Consider the following 15,376-nt stretch of genomic DNA (forward strand, 5'->3'; position numbering starts at 1 on the left):
TACTGTCAGCATCGCCGCCCTCGCGTGCAGCGCCTCTCGTGCAAAGGAGCACTTCGATGACCGCACGCATTCTGATCGACCTCTTCAGCACCCTCGACGGTGTCGCGCAGGGGCCCGGAGGCACCGATGAAGACCCGTCCGGAGGTTTCGCATCCAGCGGCTGGCAGGCCGGGTACCCGTCGTCGAGCATGGGAGACACCGTCTCGAAGGGGATGCAGGGGCTCGATGCCCTGCTGCTCGGGCGCCGGACGTACGACATCTTCGCCGCGTATTGGCCTCACCACACAGACGGCCCGTCCGGCGAGATCGGCCGGCTCTTCGACCGCGTGCCGAAGTACGTGGCGACACGGAACGATGACCTCGCGCTCGATTGGCAGAACAGCCACCGCGTGGGCAGCGACCTCGCCGCCGAGATCGCCGATCTACGGGCCAGGCACCGAGAGGTGCATGTGATCGGCAGCGTCGACCTGGTCCACTCGCTGCTGGCCGAGGGGCTGTTCGACGAGCTCACCCTGTGGGTGTATCCGATTCTGCTCGGCGCCGGCAAGAAGGTGTTCGACGACGGCGCGCTGCCGTCGGTGCTGCAGCTGATCGAGCCGCCGGTCGCAGACAGCGACGGCGTGATGCTGCTGCGCTACGGACGCACCGATCGGGTGCCGGCGGTCGGAACGTTCGAGGACTGATCCCGCACAGCTCGGGCGGGAGAATCCCGGGTGGTCTGAAGTGGCGACCTTCGGCTACTGTCCGGGCGGGCGGGACGCAGTACGATCCTGGAAGTGCGGTCGGCGATTCGGGGGTGGCGTGATGATGCTCACGTTTGCGCTTGGCATTCTTCCTCTGTCACTAGGAGTAGCGCTGATCCTCGCAAGACGCAGGATTCCACGTATTATGCACTCGAGGCTGAAGCGAGTATACGGCGAGCCTCTCGCGGATATGGTCGATCAGCGCTTCGGCCCGAAGGCGGTGGTATTCATTGCAATCGTCTTGATGCTTCTGGGTGGTAGCAACGTGATCGATGCCCTGATTCGCTAGGCGGCGATGGTCCGATCGGCAGCGGTGGGTGGTGTGAGATGAACTCGATGATGGTGGTGTTGTTTCCGCTCATCTGCGTGACCGTCATCGTGGCGGGTGTTTTCGTCGTCAGGTATCGAGAAAGGTTGTGGCTCGATGCGCGCGATCGCCAGCGGAAGATCTTCGGTCGACACGCGGCCGGGGCGTTCGAACGACTTCAGAGATCGTTCTGGATCGGCTTCGTCGGTGTGGTTGCGATTGTCGCTGGTGTTGGTCTGCTTGTGCGCTACGTGACCGTGGTGCTGTCCTGAACCTCCGCTTGCCGGAGCTATCGTGCAGCGCGCGCAGAGTTTCGAAGGACTATACGACGATGGTGGCGCATGTGAAGCGAGTGAAGCGAGTGAAGTCAACCAGATGGCCCCTGTTCGCGGCCATAGTCACGACGGCCATTATTGTGGGCATTACGCGTCACTTCGTGATCGAGCTGCAATCGGAATCCATCCAACCTTCGGCGCAAGTAGTCCGCAGTGGTCTCGCTTCAGTTCTCATTTTCATCGTCGGGGGCGTGCCCGCCGCTTTGCTGAGCGAGGCGATTATGCTGCGCACGAAGCCGAACGGCCAGAAATCACTACTCGAATGTTTGCTTTATGCAGTCGCCGGCAACCTTGTTTCGTTTCTGTGCGGGAGCCTTCTGTTGTACTTTCTGATTTGGGACCTCGCCGGACGTACGTTGGTGCTGGGAGCGCTCGCGACCCTCGGCACTATCGCTGTATCGATAGCCCTTTGGTCGGGACAGGCGGGAGAGGCGGGACAGATTAGTGATGCCGATTGAAACGATTCTTCCCAATCTGATCGTCGGGGTTGGTGTATTTCTTTCAGGAATAGCGACCGTGTGGAAGCGCAAACCGCTCAACGAGCTCATGTACAGATCGCAGAAGAGGATGTTCGGGGAAAAAGCGGCGAGTGTGTCGGCGGGCCGGCAGACCCCTTTCATGATGGGCGTCGTGGGTGTTCTCATTGCCGGTCTCGGACTCGCAATGTTCGCGTTCGGTATTGTTGGGATTATGCAGATGGTCGGGGCGTGAGCTGTTTTGCTGATTTCAGGGATCATCTGTGGAGTACTCGGCATCCTCATTGCTGTCTTTCACAAGCGCTACTGGCGGTTCTTGAGGCGAGCGAGTTATCGCCTCTTCAGCGAGGCGCTCGCAGAAGCGTTGCTGAACCCCGGCGAAAGCCCGAAGATGATTATGTTCGTCGGAATAGGCGTCGCACTGATGGGGCTGATTCAGATCGCCTTCGGGTTGGATCTGTTCTGACGGGGTGCGTCACCGTGATGGAAGGGCAATGCGCATGCTCTTGACGGCGTTGCGAGTCAGGGCCCTCGGCGCAGCTGCAGCGACAGTTGCGGCATCCGTAGTGCTCGTCGGCTGCGTCCCTCTCCTGCCGTCTCGTCCGCTGTGACATGCCCCGCGACTGACCTGCCTGGATGCCTGTTGCTCGCCGGCGATCGGGTCGCACCGGGCCATCGACAGGGAGTGCGTCAGCCGATTCGGCGCGTCAGCCGATCGCGAGGATCCGCTCGATCACCCTGGCGACGCCGTCATCGTCGTTCGAGGCGGTCGTCTCATCGGCGGCATCCTGCACGATGTCATCGGCGCCGGCCATCGCCACTCCGTGACCTGCCCACCGCAGCATCTCGACGTCGTTGAGGGCGTCGCCGAAGGCGATGACGTCGCCGCGGTCGATGCCGAGGTGCATGCAGAGGCGGGCGAGGCCGCTGGCCTTGGTGACGCCCTCGGCCATGACCTCGAGGAACGGCGCACCCGAGAGCGTCGCCTCGAAACCGTCGAGGTCGAGTGCACGCAGCGCGTCGTAGAGCACCGACGGCGCGAGCTCCGGGTGCCGGATCACGAACTTCAGGCTCGGCGCCGACACCACCTCATCGAGGGGCACGCCGCCCATCGTCTTCGGAGCCCGCTTGTGGTCGGTGAGATCCGCGATCTCGGCGTACCCGTGCTCGGCGACGAAGGTCTCGCCGGCATCGCGCACGCTGGCGAACAACAGCCCCGGGATGCTCGCCCGCAGCGCCTCGGCCAGCGTGCGGATCGTCTCGGCGGGCAGCTCCTCGGCGAACAGCATCCGCCCGTCTGTGAGATGCACCGCATAGGCGCCGTTGCTGCACAGCGCCCACCCGGCGAAGGCGGCATCGGCGGCGATCGTGCGCAGGCCGATCGGTTGGCGGGCCGTGACCGGCACGACGTGGATGCCGCGGGCCCGGGCCGCGTCGAGTGCCGCCCTGGTGCGCGGGGAGACGGACGACGTGGAGTCGAGCAGCGTGCCGTCGAGGTCGGTGGCTATCAGGCGCATTTCGTCTCGCTTCGCTCGCTCAATGAGCGGGTGCTTTGGTCGGCCCTTCGTCTCGTCGCAGCTCAGGGCCGGCTCAGGAGAAGATCATGGGCAGGTCGTCGTCGTCTTCGGCCCCGCCGCCCAGGTCGAATTCGACCACCACCGGGACGTGGTCACTGGGCTGCTCGCCCTTGCGCTCGTCGCGGTGGATCGATGCGCCGCTCACGGCATCGGCGAGCGTCTTCGAGCCGAGGACGAAGTCGATGCGCACGCCCTCGTTGCGCGGGAACTTCAGGCGCTGGTAGTCCCAGTAGGTGAAGCCCTCGGGGATGAGGGGACGCACCACGTCGGTCAGTCCCGCATCCTGGAACGCGAAGAACGCCTGGCGCTCCTCAGGCGACACGTGCGTCGAGACGCCCTCGACGATGTCGGGGTCGCCGTTGTCCACGTCGAACGGGATGATGTTGAAATCGCCGACCAGGGCGAGCGGCAGCTCGGGGTTCGCCGCGAGCTCGGCCGTGGTCGCCTTCTTGAGCTCCTCGAGCCAGTGCAGCTTGTACGCGTAGTGCGGATCGTCGAGCGAGCGGCCGTTGGGAACGTACAGGCTCCATACGCGCACGCCGTCGACCATGACGCCGAGCGCTCGGGCTTCGAGCGGAGCATCCGGACCCTCATGCCCCTTCGCGAACCCGGGCATGCCGTCGAACGCGGTGCGCACGTCGGTGACCGGCAGACGGCTCGCGATCGCGACGCCGTTCCACTGATTCAGACCGTGCACCTCGACGTGGTACCCGGCCTCTTCGAACGGCCCGTACGGGAACTGCTCGGGTTTGCACTTGATCTCCTGCATCGCCAGCACGTCGATGTCTTCGCGCACGGCGAATTCGACGGTGCGGGTGACGCGGGTGCGGATGGAGTTGACGTTCCAGGTGGCCAAGCGCATGCGTCAAGCCTAGTTGCGACATCGGACGGATGAGTTGCGGTGTCGGACGGCGGAGTCGCGCCATCGGACACGCAGACTTCCCGCAGAACACGAGACCCCCACCTCCTACACTGGATGCCGTGACCGCACTCGACGCAGACCGCCAGACGCTCCTCGACCTGATCAAGGATGAGGCGGTGTTCCACGGCGACTTCACCCTCTCGAGCGGCAAGCAGGCGACGTATTACGTTGACATGCGCAAGCTCACCCTCGACCACCGGGCCGCCCCCGCGATCGGCCGCATCATGCTCGACCTGATCGGCGACCTCGACGTCGTGGCGGTCGGCGGCCTGACGCTCGGCGCCGACCCGATCGCCAACTCGGTGCTGCACGCCTCGGTCGCCGCCGACCGGCCGCTCGACGCGTTCGTCGTGCGCAAGGAGCCGAAGGACCACGGCCGCGGCCGCCAGATCGAGGGCGCCGACGTCAAGGGCAAGCGCGTCGTCGTGCTCGAAGACACCTCGACCACCGGCCAGTCCGCGCTCAAGGCCGTCGAGGCGCTGCGCAAGGAGGGCGCCGAGATCGTCGCCGTCGCGGTGATCGTCGACCGCAAGACCGGCGCGCAGGCCGCGATCGAAGCCGAGGGCCTCGAATGGCGCGCCGCCTTCGACCTCGATGACCTCGGACTCGACCCCCAGTGACCCGGTACGCACTCGCCGTCGACGTCGGCGGCACCAAGATGGAGGCTGCGCTCGTGAGCGCGGACGGCGCGCTGGTCGAAGGCAGTCGTTCGCGACAGACGACCGGGCGAGAGGCGACGCTTGATTCGCTCGACGCCGCCGTCGCGGCGATCGTCACACACGCGCTGGCCGCGTTGCCGGCGGATGCCGAGCTGGTCGGGGCAGGAGCGGGCAGCGCCGGGCCGATCGACCGTGGCACCGGATCGATCCTGCCGGTGAACATGCCGCTCGCCCGCGGCTTCGGGCTTGCGGAGTCGGTGCGCACTGCGGCGTCTGCTGCGCTCGGCCGCGAGGTGCCCACCGTCCTCGGCCACGACGGCGGCGCGCTCGCGCTCGCCGAGTCGTGGCTGGGTGCCACGCAGGATGCCGGCGCCTCGTTGTCGATCGTGGTGTCGACCGGTGTCGGCGGCGGTTTCGTCGTGAACGGCGCCTACATCCCCGGCGCTACCGGCAACGCCGGACACCTCGGCCAGGTGCGCCGCGAGGGCGGGCTCACGCTTGAAGAAATCGCCTCGGGACCGGCGAGCGCCGCGTGGGCGCAGCAGCAGGGCTGGGCGGGATCGACGGGCGAAGACCTGGCGCGGGATGCTGCGGCGGGCGACGCCACCGCGCGTGCGGCCATCGAACGCTCGGCGAAGGCCGTCGGCGAGGCCTTGGCGGATGCCGCGACCCTCGTCGACCTCGACATGGTGGCGATCGGCGGAGGCTTCTCGCGAGTCTCTGCCGACTACATCGACCTCGTGCAGCAGGCCCTCACCGCGAGCGCCGCGCACGAGTACTCGCGCCGCACCCGCGTCGTCCGCTCGGGTCTCGGCGACGAGGGGCCGCTCATCGGCGCCGCCGCACTCGTTCTGCGCTGACGCGTCTGTCGTCTGCAGCAGATCGGGAGCGGCGCGTCAGCGTGACGCGACGATCAGGTGGCGCTGCGGGCCTTCAAGCCGCGCGACCGCGACCTTGAGTTCGACCATGTCCGCTGCGACTCCGTCGATGCGTGCTCCGAGTGATCTCTCGACTCCATCGATGCGTGCTCCGAGTCTCTCTTCGAGTCCGTCGATGCGTGCTCCGAGTTTGTCGTCGACTCCGTCGATGCGTGCTCCGAGTTTGTCGTCGACTCCGTCGATGCGTGCTCCGAGTGACCTCTCGAATCCATCGATGCGGCGGATGCACCACGCGAAGCCCGCGCACATGATGCTGCCCAGCGTCAGCAGGAGGCCGACGGCGCTGAGGACGATCGTGAGGGTTTCTGCGGACACGAACATGCTCCCATTCTGACGGCGACCGGCGACTCTCGCAGAATGCTACGTGCGCCGTTGTCGCACGTGATCCCGAGGGGTGCCAGGGAGCCGGCCACGGTGGATGAGTCGCGTGGAGCGAACCTCCGTGCAGGAAGGACGCCCCCTTCCGTTCGCCTCCCTAACAAAACCGGCCTACGCTCGTAGCAGGCGACGGAAGGAACACTCATGCGCGTACTCGGATTGCTCTCGGGCACCTCTCACGACGGAATCGATGTCGCGGTCGTCGACTTCGTGGAGAACGAGGGGACTCTTCGCGGCACCGTCCTCCACGAGGACAGCGTGCCGTATGACCCCGAGCTGCGCGCGCGTCTCGTGGCGGCGCTCCCGCCTGCGCCCACCACGTTCGCCGAGGTCTGCGAGCTCGACACCCTGATCGGCCAGGCGTTCGCCGAGGTCGCGGCCACGGCGGCGGCCGCGGTCGGGGGAGTGCACGCCGTCTGCACGCACGGCCAGACGGTCTTCCACTGGGTCGACGCCGGTCACGCGCTCGGCACTCTGCAGATCGGCCAGCCCGCCTGGATCGCCGAGAAGGTGGGGGCGCCGGTGGTCTCCGACGTGCGCATCCGTGACGTCACCGCCGGCGGGCATGGGGCTCCGCTCGTGTCGTTCCTCGACGAGCTGCTGCTGCGCGACCGCGCAGGCGTCTCGGCGGCCGTCAACCTCGGCGGTATCGCGAACATGACCGTGGTCGGCCCCGACGGTCTGTCGGCGTACGACATCGGCCCAGCCAACGCGCTGGTCGATGCGATCGTCGTGGCGGAGGGCCTGGACGAGCGCGGCTACGACGCGGATGCCGCGATCGCCCGTGCCGGCATCGTCGACGACGCTCTGCTCGACGCTCTGCTCGCTGACCCGTACTACGCGCTCCCCGCGCCCAAGAGCACCGGCAAGGAGCACTTCCACCTCGAGTACGTGCGCGAGCATGTCGCTCGGCAGCGCGACCGCGGGCGGGAGATCGCGATCCCCGACCTCGTGCGCACCCTCACCGAACTGACCGTGCGGACGGTCGCCGCGGATGTCGTCGCCGCCGGCATCCGCTTCCTCGCGGTGTCCGGAGGAGGCTGTCACAACCCGCTGATCCTGCAGGGCCTGCGCGATGCCCTCCCCGGTGTCGAGGTCGTGCTGGCCGACGAGCTGGGCGCGCCGGTGGACAGCAAGGAGGCCATCCTGTTCGCGCTGATCGGCTGGTGCACCATGCACGGTGTGGCGGCCGTCGCCCCGGGCGGGACCGGGGCGCACGAGCCGCGCATCCTCGGGACGATCACCCCGGGGGCGGGTCCGCTGCGGATGCCGGAGCCGGTCGCGCGCGTGCGCAGCCTCACGCTGCGCAGCCTCACGCTGCGCTGAGAACGGTCAGGCGCTGAGAGCCGTCAGCGCCTGCGGTCGTCGTCGTCCCAGGGGCCTTCCCACCAGCCGGCGCGGCCGTCGCCCTCTGCGCCGCCGCCGCGGCGTCGGGAACGGACCAGCTGCACGACGAACACCGTCAGTGTGCTGAGCAGGATCAGGAACAGGACGAGGAACAGCACGTCGGACTGATTCATGGGCGTCTCCCCTCCGCGGCATCCGCCACGATCTTGGCGATCCGCGCCGCGCGCGTGTCCGCGCGCTTCGCCATCGCGATGTGCGTGAGTCCGAACTTCTTCACCGAGGGCGGGAACGCGTCCCAGTTCGCCCGCGCGGCCGGCTCGGCATCCAGCGCGCGTGTGAGCTCGTCGGGCTCGACGCCCGCCTCGGGGCCGTCGAGCAGGACCCATGATCCGTCGGCCTTCGCGGCCTCGAGCACGCGCAGGCCCGCGGGCGCGAGCAGTCCCGCGGCCTCGAGCTCGATCAGACGCGCTTTGTTGGTCGCCGCCCATCCGCTGCCCCGACGCCTCGGGCAGAACCACTGCCCGACGGTCCGGTCGTCGAACGTGCGCACCGGGCCGTCGATCCAGCCGAAGCACAGTGCCTGGCGCACGGCATCCTCGTAGCCGATGCCGTCGGCGCCCTTGCCGCGGATGCTCAGCAGCCAGACCCCCGAGGCGCGCTCATGATGCTGCGCGAGCCAGTCGCGCCAGACCTCGGCATCCGCCGCGACGACGCGCTCCCCCTCGTCGAGCGCGCCCACGTCAGTCCTCGTCGAGCGTCGGGATCGACTCGGTGACGGTGGGCAGCAGATCGGCGACCGAGTCGACGATCTCGTCGGGCCGGAACGGGTACTTCTCGACCTCGGCCTGGTCGCTGATCCCGGTCATCACGAGCACGGTGTGCAGACCCGCCTCGATGCCGGCGATGATGTCGGTGTCCATGCGGTCGCCGATCATGCCGGTCTTCTTCGAGTGCGCACCGATCTTGTTCAGAGCCGACCGGAACATCATCGGGTTGGGCTTGCCGACGACGTAGGGCTCCTTGCCCGTGGCCTTCGTGATGAGGGCGGCGATCGCGCCGGTCGCCGGCATCACGCCATCGGCCGAGGGGCCGGTCGCGTCGGGGTTCGTGACGATGAACCGCGCGCCGCGGATGATCAGCCGGATCGCCTTGGTGATCGCCTCGAACGAGTAGTTGCGGGTCTCGCCGACGACCACGAAGTCGGGGTCGGTCTCGGTCATGATGAAGCCGGCCTCATGCAGAGCGGTGAGGATGCCGGCCTCGCCGATCACGAAGGCCGAGCCGCCGGGAACCTGCTGCTTGAGGAAGTCGGCCGTCGCAAGCGCCGAGGTCCAGATGCGCTCCTCCGGAACGGTCAGGCCGCTGGCCCGCAGCCGCGCCGAGAGATCGCGCGCGGTGAAGATCGAGTTGTTCGTCAGGACCAGATAGGGGATCTCGTTCTGCTCCCATCCCGCCAGCAGCTCGGATGCGCCCGGGATCGCGTCGTTCTCGTGCACGAGAACGCCGTCCATGTCGGTCAGCCAGCATTCGATGTCGTCGCGGTGTCCCATGTGCACAGCCTATTCGCCCGGGGTGGCGTGCAGGTGTCGGGTCTGCGTCGCGCTGTCAGGTCGTGCTGTCAGGTGCGTGCCCGCGGGGGCATCCCTGCCCCGCGCAGTTCAGGCGCTGAGCCAGACGACATCCGCCGCGCCTTCGGGGAGCGTCGCGGGAGAGCCGTCGAGCTCGACACCGGATGCGGTGGTGGTGATCGTCGCCGCGACCACGACGCCGGCGGCCTCGAGCGAGCGCAGCAGCTCGGGATCGCGGTCGTCGACGCGCAGGACCCGCCCGGTGTGACCGGCGGGAGCGTCGGCGAGCAGCACGAACGGCTCGCGGTCGACGCGTCCGTCGGCGTCGGGGATGGCATCGCCGTGCGGATCGAACCGGGGTCGCCCCAGGCGCGCGTCGATGCCCTCGAGCAGCCGATCGCTGATGGTGTGCTCGAGCACCTCGGCCTCGTCGTGCACCTCGTGCCAGCCGTAGCCGAACTCCTGCACCAGCCAGGTTTCGATCAGGCGGTGTCGGCGCACCATCGCGAGCGCGCGCTGGGTGCCCGCATCCGTCAGGCGCACCGCTCCGTACGGGACGTGCGAGACGAACCCGGCCGCGGCGAGCTTCTTCACCATCTCGGTCACCGACGAGGGGGCGATGCCGAGCTTCGCCGCGAGGACCGACGGGGTGATCGGCGCATCCTGCCATTCGGTGTGCGCGTAGACGGTCTTGAGATAGTCGTCTGCTGCCGGAGATGCCACGCTCCCAGCCTAGATCAGGAGGGTGCCGGCATTCTGTCCTCGGTGTGGCTCAGAGCTCGGCGGGGCTCAGGGCTCCGGGGGCCAGGGCTCGGTGGGGCTCAGGAGTTCGCTGCGGTCAGGACTCGGCGGCGCTCAGGGGTTGGCGACGTCGACGAGGATGCCGAAGGCCACCTGGCCCGCGAAGAACATGATGAGGAATCCCAGCAGCGCGGCGAAGAGCGAGAGGCGGCCGTCGAATCCCTCGATGCCGGCGATGCCGATCTTTCGGGCACGGAAGGCGAGCACGAGCGTCGCGAGACCGAGGGCGAGCTGCACCCACGGGCCGCCGATGGGCAGCACCGTCGGGAAGGCGACCAGCAGTCCGCCGGCCACGCCGGTCGCGATGGCGATCCAGGTGAGGATGCGGACGGTGCGACGGGCGTTCTCGACGGGCATGCCCTCGAGCCTACTGGCCGGGTGAAGCCGCGCCGCCCGCTGTGAATCGTCTCAATCGAGCCGATCTCCTTGACGGCGCCGGGGGTGGCGGGTAACTTCGACCGGGCACGGGAAAACGCTATCCGAGCGGGCGTCCTGCCCAGAGAAGGATTTCGACGATGAACATCCGACATCATTCATTCCGCGCTGCCGTCGCGGTCGCCGCCGCAGGCTGCCTGCTGGTGGGAGGCGTGCACAGCGCCGCCGCCGCCCCCGCCACGGGCCCGGACGCCGGACGCCATGGCCCGGCATCCGCGACTCCGCAGCTGGAGAACCTCGACCGCGGCCTCGTCGCCGTCTCCACCGCCGACGGCGTCTTCCTGAGTTGGCGGCTGCTGTCCTCCGAGGCGACCGGGGCCACGGCCACCGGGCTCGCCGGACCCGACTTCGCCGTCTACCGTGACGGCACGAAGATCGCCACCGTGACCGACAGCACGAACCTCGCGGATGCCGAGGGAACGGCCACGGCGGAGTACTCCGTCGTCCCGATCGTGAACGGCGTCGAGCTCGCGGCATCCGCCTCCGCCCCGGTCACCGCCTGGGCCGATGGGCATCACGACCTGCCGCTGCAGAAGCCCGCCGACGGCGTCACGCCCGCGGGCGAGGCCTACACCTACTCCGCGAACGACGTGTCGGTCGGCGATGTCGACGGCGACGGGCAGTACGAGTACGTCGTGAAGTGGGAGCCGTCGAATGCGAAGGACGTCTCGCAGCGCGGCTACACCGGCTCCGTCTACCTCGACACCTACGAGCTCGACGGCACGCTGCTCAACCGCCTCGACCTGGGCGTGAACATCAGGGCGGGAGCCCACTACACGCAGTTCCTCGTCCACGACTTCGACGGGGACGGCCGCTCGGAGACGATGCTGAAGACGGCGCCGGGCACCAGGTCGGTGCAGTACGGCGCCGACGGGGCCGTCGTCGGGGAGTCCTTCATCACCCTGCCGAAGTCCGACCGCAAGGCCGGGGTCACCCACGACGACGACTACCGGCTCAGCGCCGCCGACTACGAAGCACATCTCGTCGAGATGTTCCTCGGCTGGAGTTCACGCGACGAGGTCGTCTCGGGGCAGTGGCCGGCGACTCTCGAAGAGGCATGGGGCATGCCCGTCACGCACGAGTACCCGCTGAGCAGGGAGAGCGCCGAGGAGCTCGCCGACACGTTCATCGACGTGTATGCGCCGAGCCGCAGCGCCCGCAACCTGCTGCGGGAGTTCGAGGGCTTCATCATCGACGGGCCCGAGTACCTCACGGTCTTCGACAGCGCCACCGGCAAGGAACTCCAGACCATCCCGTATCCGACCGAGCGCGGCGATGACGGCCTGCTGTGGGGCGACTACGCGATGTCCCGCATCGAGCCGGGCAACCGCGTCGACCGCTTCCTGTCGGGCGTCGGCTACCTCGACGGCCAGCATCCGTCCGCCGTCTTCGCCCGCGGCTACTACACGCGCACGACCGTCACGGCCTTCGACTGGGACGGCAAGCGCCTCACGGAGCGCTGGGATGTCGACAGCGGCCACGCGCCGATGACGAACCCGTTCAACGACTCGCCCCACGGGCGTGATGGCACCGACCCCGAGTTCGGGACGATCACGACGCAGGGCGACCACTCGCTGAGCTTCGCCGACGTGGATGCCGACGGCAAGCAGGAGCTCGTCTACGGATCGGCGACGATCGATCACGACGGCAGCCTGCTGTACAGCTCGTTCGACGTGCTGCCCGAGGGCAGCGCCGCGCCGGGCGAGAACGTGCGCCTCGGCCACGGTGACGCGATGCACGTGGCGGACATCGATCCGAGCCGCCCCGGACTCGAGATCTGGACGGCCCACGAGGGCGGCACCTTCGCCCCGTACGGATCGGTGTTGCGTGATGCGGCCACGGGGGAATCGCTGTTCGGCGCATACTCCGGTCGCGACACCGGTCGGGCGATGATCGGAGACGTCCGCCCGGACATCCCCGGCATCGAGGTGTGGTCGAGCATGCCCGGCGGCACCGAGGGCAGCGGACTGCTGAGCGCCACAGGAGAGCTGCTCGACACGGCGACGCCCGGCACGAACATGTCGATCCGCTGGGCGGGGGACATGACCACCCAGATCGTGAACGGCAGCGGCGATCAGACACCCACGATCGACGACTGGACCCGTGGCACCGTGCTCACGGCCACCGGAACCCTCACGAACAACGGCACCAAGGGCAATCCCTCCCTGGTCGCCGACGTGCTGGGGGACTGGCGCGAGGAGCTGCTGGTGCGCACGACCGACTCGAGCGCGCTGCGGTTCTACACGACCACCGAGCCGACGGCGCACAAGCTCACCACGCTCATGCACGACGTGCAGTATCGCGCCGAGACGGCACGTCAGCAGACGACCTACAACCAGCCCGCGTATACCTCGTTCTACCTGGCGAGCGATATCGACTGGGCGAACGTCCCGGTGCTCACCGCGCCGGTGACGCCCAAGGCTCCGAAGTTCACCGACAAGCCCGGGACGTCTCGTGACGAGGTGAAGGTGCCGGCCAACGTCAAGGGCGTCACCTATTACGTGAACGGCGAGAAGGTCGAGGCGCGCAACGGCAAGGTGCGCGTCACGGGCGAGGTGACCGTGGTCGCTGTCCCCGAGCCCGGGCATCGCATCGCCGACGGTGCCGTCTCGCAGTGGACGGAGACGCTCCGCTCGCGTTGAGCGCGCGAGCGCTGAGCGCGGATGCGCTGAGCGCAGACAGACCGCCGCCCCGAGCCGAATCTTCCCGTGCCGGCTCGGGGCGGTTCCGCGTGCGCGACGCCTGCTCAGGCGCCGGTCAGGACCAGCCAGAGCAGCGCGCCGTTGAGGGCGATGAGCAGCACCGACGCCAGCACACCGGCCGCGGTGGTCCATCGCCGGTTCACCCAGGCGCCCAGCGTGCGACGCTGGGCCGTGAGCGCCACCAGCGGGATCAGCGCGAACGGGATGCCGAACGACAGCACGACCTGGCTGAGCACGAGGGCCAGTGTCGGATCGACGCCGAGCCCGAGGATCACGAGCGCGGGGATCAGGGTGATCAGCCGCCGTGCCAGCAGCGGGATGCGCACGTGCAGCAGGCCGTGCATGATCTCGGCTCCCGCGTAGGCGCCGACCGAGGTCGACGCGAGCCCCGAGGCGAGCAGGCCGACGGCGAAGAAGGTGGCGACGACGGGCCCGAGCCCCGCGGCCAGCGCGGCGTGCGCGCCTTCGAGGGAGTCCGTGCCGTCGACCCCGGCGAGGTTGGCGGCGGCGAGCAGCAGGATGCCGAGATTCACCGTCCCGGCGATCACCATCGCGATCGAGACGTCCCAGCGGGTCGCGGTCAGCAGACGGCGGATGCGGGAGACCTCGGTGCGCGCCGCCTCGGTCGGTCCGTGCGTCGCGGCCGCGCCGAACCTGTCGCGGGTCAGCGAGGAGTGGGCGTAGATCGCGTGCGGCATGATCGTCGCGCCGAGGATGGACGCGGCGAGGAGCACCGATCCGGTGCCCTCGAAGCGGGGCACGAGTCCGCCGACGATGCTGCCGGCATCCGGTGGAGCGACGAAGAGGCCGGCGACGAAGCCGACCGCGATGATCGCCATCAGCCCGATGATCACGAACTCGAACGGCCGCGCGCCGCCCCGGTTCTGCACCGCGAGCAGGATCATCGACACCGCGCCGGTGATGACGCCGCCGAGCAGCAGCGGGATGTCGAACAGCAGGTACAGCGCGACCGCCCCGCCGATGACCTCGGCGAGGTCGGTGGCCATCGCGACGAGCTCGGCCTGCAGCCAGTACGCCCGGCGGGCCCACGGCCTCGTCAGCCGCGTGCCCAGCACCTCGGGGAGGCTCTGGCCCGTGACGACGCCGAGCTTGGCGGAGAGGTACTGGATCAGCCACGCCATGATGTTGCCCGCCACGACGATCCACACGAGTAGGTAGCCGTACTGGGCACCGGCCGTCATGTTGCTCGCGACGTTGCCCGGGTCGAGGTAGGCGACTCCGGCGACCAGGGCGGGCCCGAGCAGCCACAGACTGCGGGGCGGTGTCGCGGCATTTTTAGGCATGCCGAAATCGTAGCGGATATTTCGGTGTACCTAAATATGCGCTCCGTCGCGTGACGGATAGCCTGACGGGATGGATGAGCAGACGCCCGCAGGCCCGGCGGAGACAGGCGACGCGTCAGAGACAGGCGACACGTCGGGAACACTTGACACGTCGGAGACAAGCGGATCGTCAGACGCAGGCGGATCGTCGGCGCAGCCCGGGTACGGGGTGGGCCCCTGGCCCGGCGGACCCGCGGAGTGGCCGCAGGGGGAGCAGTACGACCCCGAGCTGCTCGCCGCCGGTGACACCCGCAACGTGATCGATCGCTACCGGTACTGGCGGATGCCGGCGATCGTCGCCGACCTCGACACGAAGCGGCATCCGTTCCACGTGGCCATCGAGAACTGGCAGCACGACATGAACATCGGCTCGATCGTGCGCAGCGCCAACGCATTCCTCGCCGACACCGTGCACATCATCGGTCGTCGCCGCTGGAACAAGCGCGGCGCCATGGTGACCGACCGCTACCAGCACGTCGTCCACCATGAGGATGTGCAGACCTTCGCGGCCTGGGCGGCGGCCGAGGGCATCCCGATCATCGCCGTCGACAACGTCGAGGGGGCAGTGCCCGTCGATCGTGCCGAGCTGCCGCAGAGCTGCGTCCTGCTGTTCGGGCAGGAGGGGCCGGGTCTCTCCGACGAGGCGCTCGCCGCGGCATCCGGGCACATCGAGATCACCCAGTACGGATCGACCCGGTCGATCAACGCGAGCGCGGCCGCAGCCGTGATCATGTACGAGTGGTGCCGGAGGCACGCGGGCTGACCCTCGGGTTCCTGCGCCGCCGTCAGTCCCGGTCTAGGGCTGCGCGGCCCACCTGTCCGGGATTCCGAGATACGTGGAGAAC

General features: G+C 68.4%; 18 protein-coding genes. 9 read left to right on the forward strand and 9 right to left on the reverse strand.

Annotation, left to right across the window (positions count from 1 at the left end; genetic code table 11):
• Positions 1–56 precede the first annotated feature (56 nt).
• The 4 genes from FQ142_RS02915 (at position 57) to FQ142_RS02930 (ending at position 2,096) form a co-directional block, all read left to right on the forward strand.
• Positions 57–683 (forward strand): dihydrofolate reductase family protein, encoded by a 627-nt coding sequence (locus FQ142_RS02915; protein WP_149422133.1) that lies wholly within the window; start codon positions 57–59, stop codon positions 681–683.
• A gap of 387 nt (positions 684–1,070) precedes the next feature.
• A complete protein-coding gene (locus tag FQ142_RS02920; RefSeq protein ID WP_149422134.1) occupies positions 1,071–1,322 on the forward strand; it encodes a hypothetical protein in 252 nt (83 codons plus the stop codon).
• 59 nt (positions 1,323–1,381) lie between these two features.
• Positions 1,382–1,843: a hypothetical protein gene (locus tag FQ142_RS02925; RefSeq protein ID WP_149422135.1), complete on the forward strand. Its 462-nt coding sequence runs from the start codon at positions 1,382–1,384 to the stop codon at positions 1,841–1,843.
• On the forward strand, positions 1,833–2,096 hold the full coding sequence (locus tag FQ142_RS02930) for a hypothetical protein (protein WP_149422136.1): 264 nt from the start codon (positions 1,833–1,835) through the stop codon (positions 2,094–2,096). The genes FQ142_RS02925 and FQ142_RS02930 overlap by 11 nt, the downstream gene beginning before the upstream one ends.
• A 472-nt stretch (positions 2,097–2,568) precedes the next feature.
• Here FQ142_RS02930 and FQ142_RS02935 read toward each other — a convergent pair whose 3' ends face one another.
• Both FQ142_RS02935 and FQ142_RS02940 read right to left on the reverse strand, forming a co-directional pair.
• Positions 2,569–3,378: a Cof-type HAD-IIB family hydrolase gene (locus FQ142_RS02935; RefSeq protein ID WP_149422137.1), complete on the reverse strand. Its 810-nt coding sequence runs from the start codon at positions 3,376–3,378 to the stop codon at positions 2,569–2,571.
• 73 nt (positions 3,379–3,451) lie between these two features.
• The gene (locus tag FQ142_RS02940; RefSeq protein WP_149422138.1) at positions 3,452–4,300 is read right to left on the reverse strand and encodes an exodeoxyribonuclease III; all 849 of its coding nucleotides are present in this window, start codon (positions 4,298–4,300) and stop codon (positions 3,452–3,454) included.
• A gap of 119 nt (positions 4,301–4,419) precedes the next feature.
• Here FQ142_RS02940 and pyrE point away from each other — a divergent pair, with 119 nt between their 5' ends.
• Together pyrE and FQ142_RS02950 are read left to right on the forward strand one after the other, a co-directional pair.
• Complete coding sequence (gene pyrE / locus FQ142_RS02945) at positions 4,420–4,980, forward strand: orotate phosphoribosyltransferase (protein WP_149422139.1); 561 nt, start codon at positions 4,420–4,422, stop codon at positions 4,978–4,980.
• Positions 4,977–5,879 carry an ROK family protein gene (locus tag FQ142_RS02950; RefSeq protein ID WP_149422140.1) on the forward strand — a complete coding sequence of 301 codons (903 nt, stop codon included), beginning with the start codon at positions 4,977–4,979 and terminating at the stop codon, positions 5,877–5,879. Before pyrE ends, FQ142_RS02950 begins: the two co-directional genes overlap by 4 nt.
• Positions 5,880–5,915: 36 nt before the next feature.
• On the opposite strand, the gene FQ142_RS02955 is transcribed toward FQ142_RS02950, so the two are convergent.
• Complete coding sequence (locus tag FQ142_RS02955) at positions 5,916–6,278, reverse strand: hypothetical protein (protein WP_262492036.1); 363 nt, start codon at positions 6,276–6,278, stop codon at positions 5,916–5,918.
• A 201-nt stretch (positions 6,279–6,479) separates the two neighbouring features.
• Between FQ142_RS02955 and FQ142_RS02960 the strand changes: the two genes are divergently transcribed.
• The gene (locus FQ142_RS02960) at positions 6,480–7,661 is read left to right on the forward strand and encodes an anhydro-N-acetylmuramic acid kinase (protein ID WP_149422141.1); all 1,182 of its coding nucleotides are present in this window, start codon (positions 6,480–6,482) and stop codon (positions 7,659–7,661) included.
• Positions 7,662–7,684: 23 nt separating this feature from the next.
• Here the strand turns inward: FQ142_RS02960 and FQ142_RS17385 are convergent, their stop codons facing one another.
• From FQ142_RS17385 to FQ142_RS02980, 5 genes are all read right to left on the reverse strand, one after another.
• On the reverse strand, positions 7,685–7,855 hold the full coding sequence (locus FQ142_RS17385) for a hypothetical protein (protein ID WP_167541586.1): 171 nt from the start codon (positions 7,853–7,855) through the stop codon (positions 7,685–7,687).
• Complete coding sequence (locus tag FQ142_RS02965) at positions 7,852–8,421, reverse strand: YdeI/OmpD-associated family protein (RefSeq protein WP_149422142.1); 570 nt, start codon at positions 8,419–8,421, stop codon at positions 7,852–7,854. The genes FQ142_RS17385 and FQ142_RS02965 overlap by 4 nt, the downstream gene beginning before the upstream one ends.
• Before the next feature lies 1 nt (position 8,422).
• Positions 8,423–9,232, reverse strand: coding sequence for an HAD-IIA family hydrolase (locus tag FQ142_RS02970; RefSeq protein ID WP_045253294.1), 810 nt, complete (start codon positions 9,230–9,232; stop codon positions 8,423–8,425).
• A gap of 108 nt (positions 9,233–9,340) precedes the next feature.
• The gene (locus FQ142_RS02975; protein ID WP_056415077.1) at positions 9,341–9,973 is read right to left on the reverse strand and encodes a metal-dependent transcriptional regulator; all 633 of its coding nucleotides are present in this window, start codon (positions 9,971–9,973) and stop codon (positions 9,341–9,343) included.
• Positions 9,974–10,105: 132 nt separating this feature from the next.
• Positions 10,106–10,408: a hypothetical protein gene (locus tag FQ142_RS02980; protein WP_149422143.1), complete on the reverse strand. Its 303-nt coding sequence runs from the start codon at positions 10,406–10,408 to the stop codon at positions 10,106–10,108.
• 158 nt (positions 10,409–10,566) lie between these two features.
• Here FQ142_RS02980 and FQ142_RS02985 point away from each other — a divergent pair, with 158 nt between their 5' ends.
• Positions 10,567–13,128: a rhamnogalacturonan lyase gene (locus FQ142_RS02985; RefSeq protein WP_149422144.1), complete on the forward strand. Its 2,562-nt coding sequence runs from the start codon at positions 10,567–10,569 to the stop codon at positions 13,126–13,128.
• Between the two features lie 104 nt (positions 13,129–13,232).
• Here FQ142_RS02985 and FQ142_RS02990 read toward each other — a convergent pair whose 3' ends face one another.
• Positions 13,233–14,492, reverse strand: a complete 1,260-nt coding sequence (locus tag FQ142_RS02990) for an Nramp family divalent metal transporter (protein ID WP_149422145.1) — start codon at positions 14,490–14,492, stop codon at positions 13,233–13,235.
• Between the two features lie 70 nt (positions 14,493–14,562).
• Here FQ142_RS02990 and FQ142_RS02995 point away from each other — a divergent pair, with 70 nt between their 5' ends.
• Positions 14,563–15,294, forward strand: coding sequence for a TrmH family RNA methyltransferase (locus FQ142_RS02995; protein ID WP_262492037.1), 732 nt, complete (start codon positions 14,563–14,565; stop codon positions 15,292–15,294).
• Positions 15,295–15,376 lie beyond the last annotated feature (82 nt).

The sequence above is a fragment of the Microbacterium sp. ANT_H45B genome (assembly GCF_008369345.1).
In the GTDB taxonomy this organism is placed as follows: domain Bacteria; phylum Actinomycetota; class Actinomycetes; order Actinomycetales; family Microbacteriaceae; genus Microbacterium.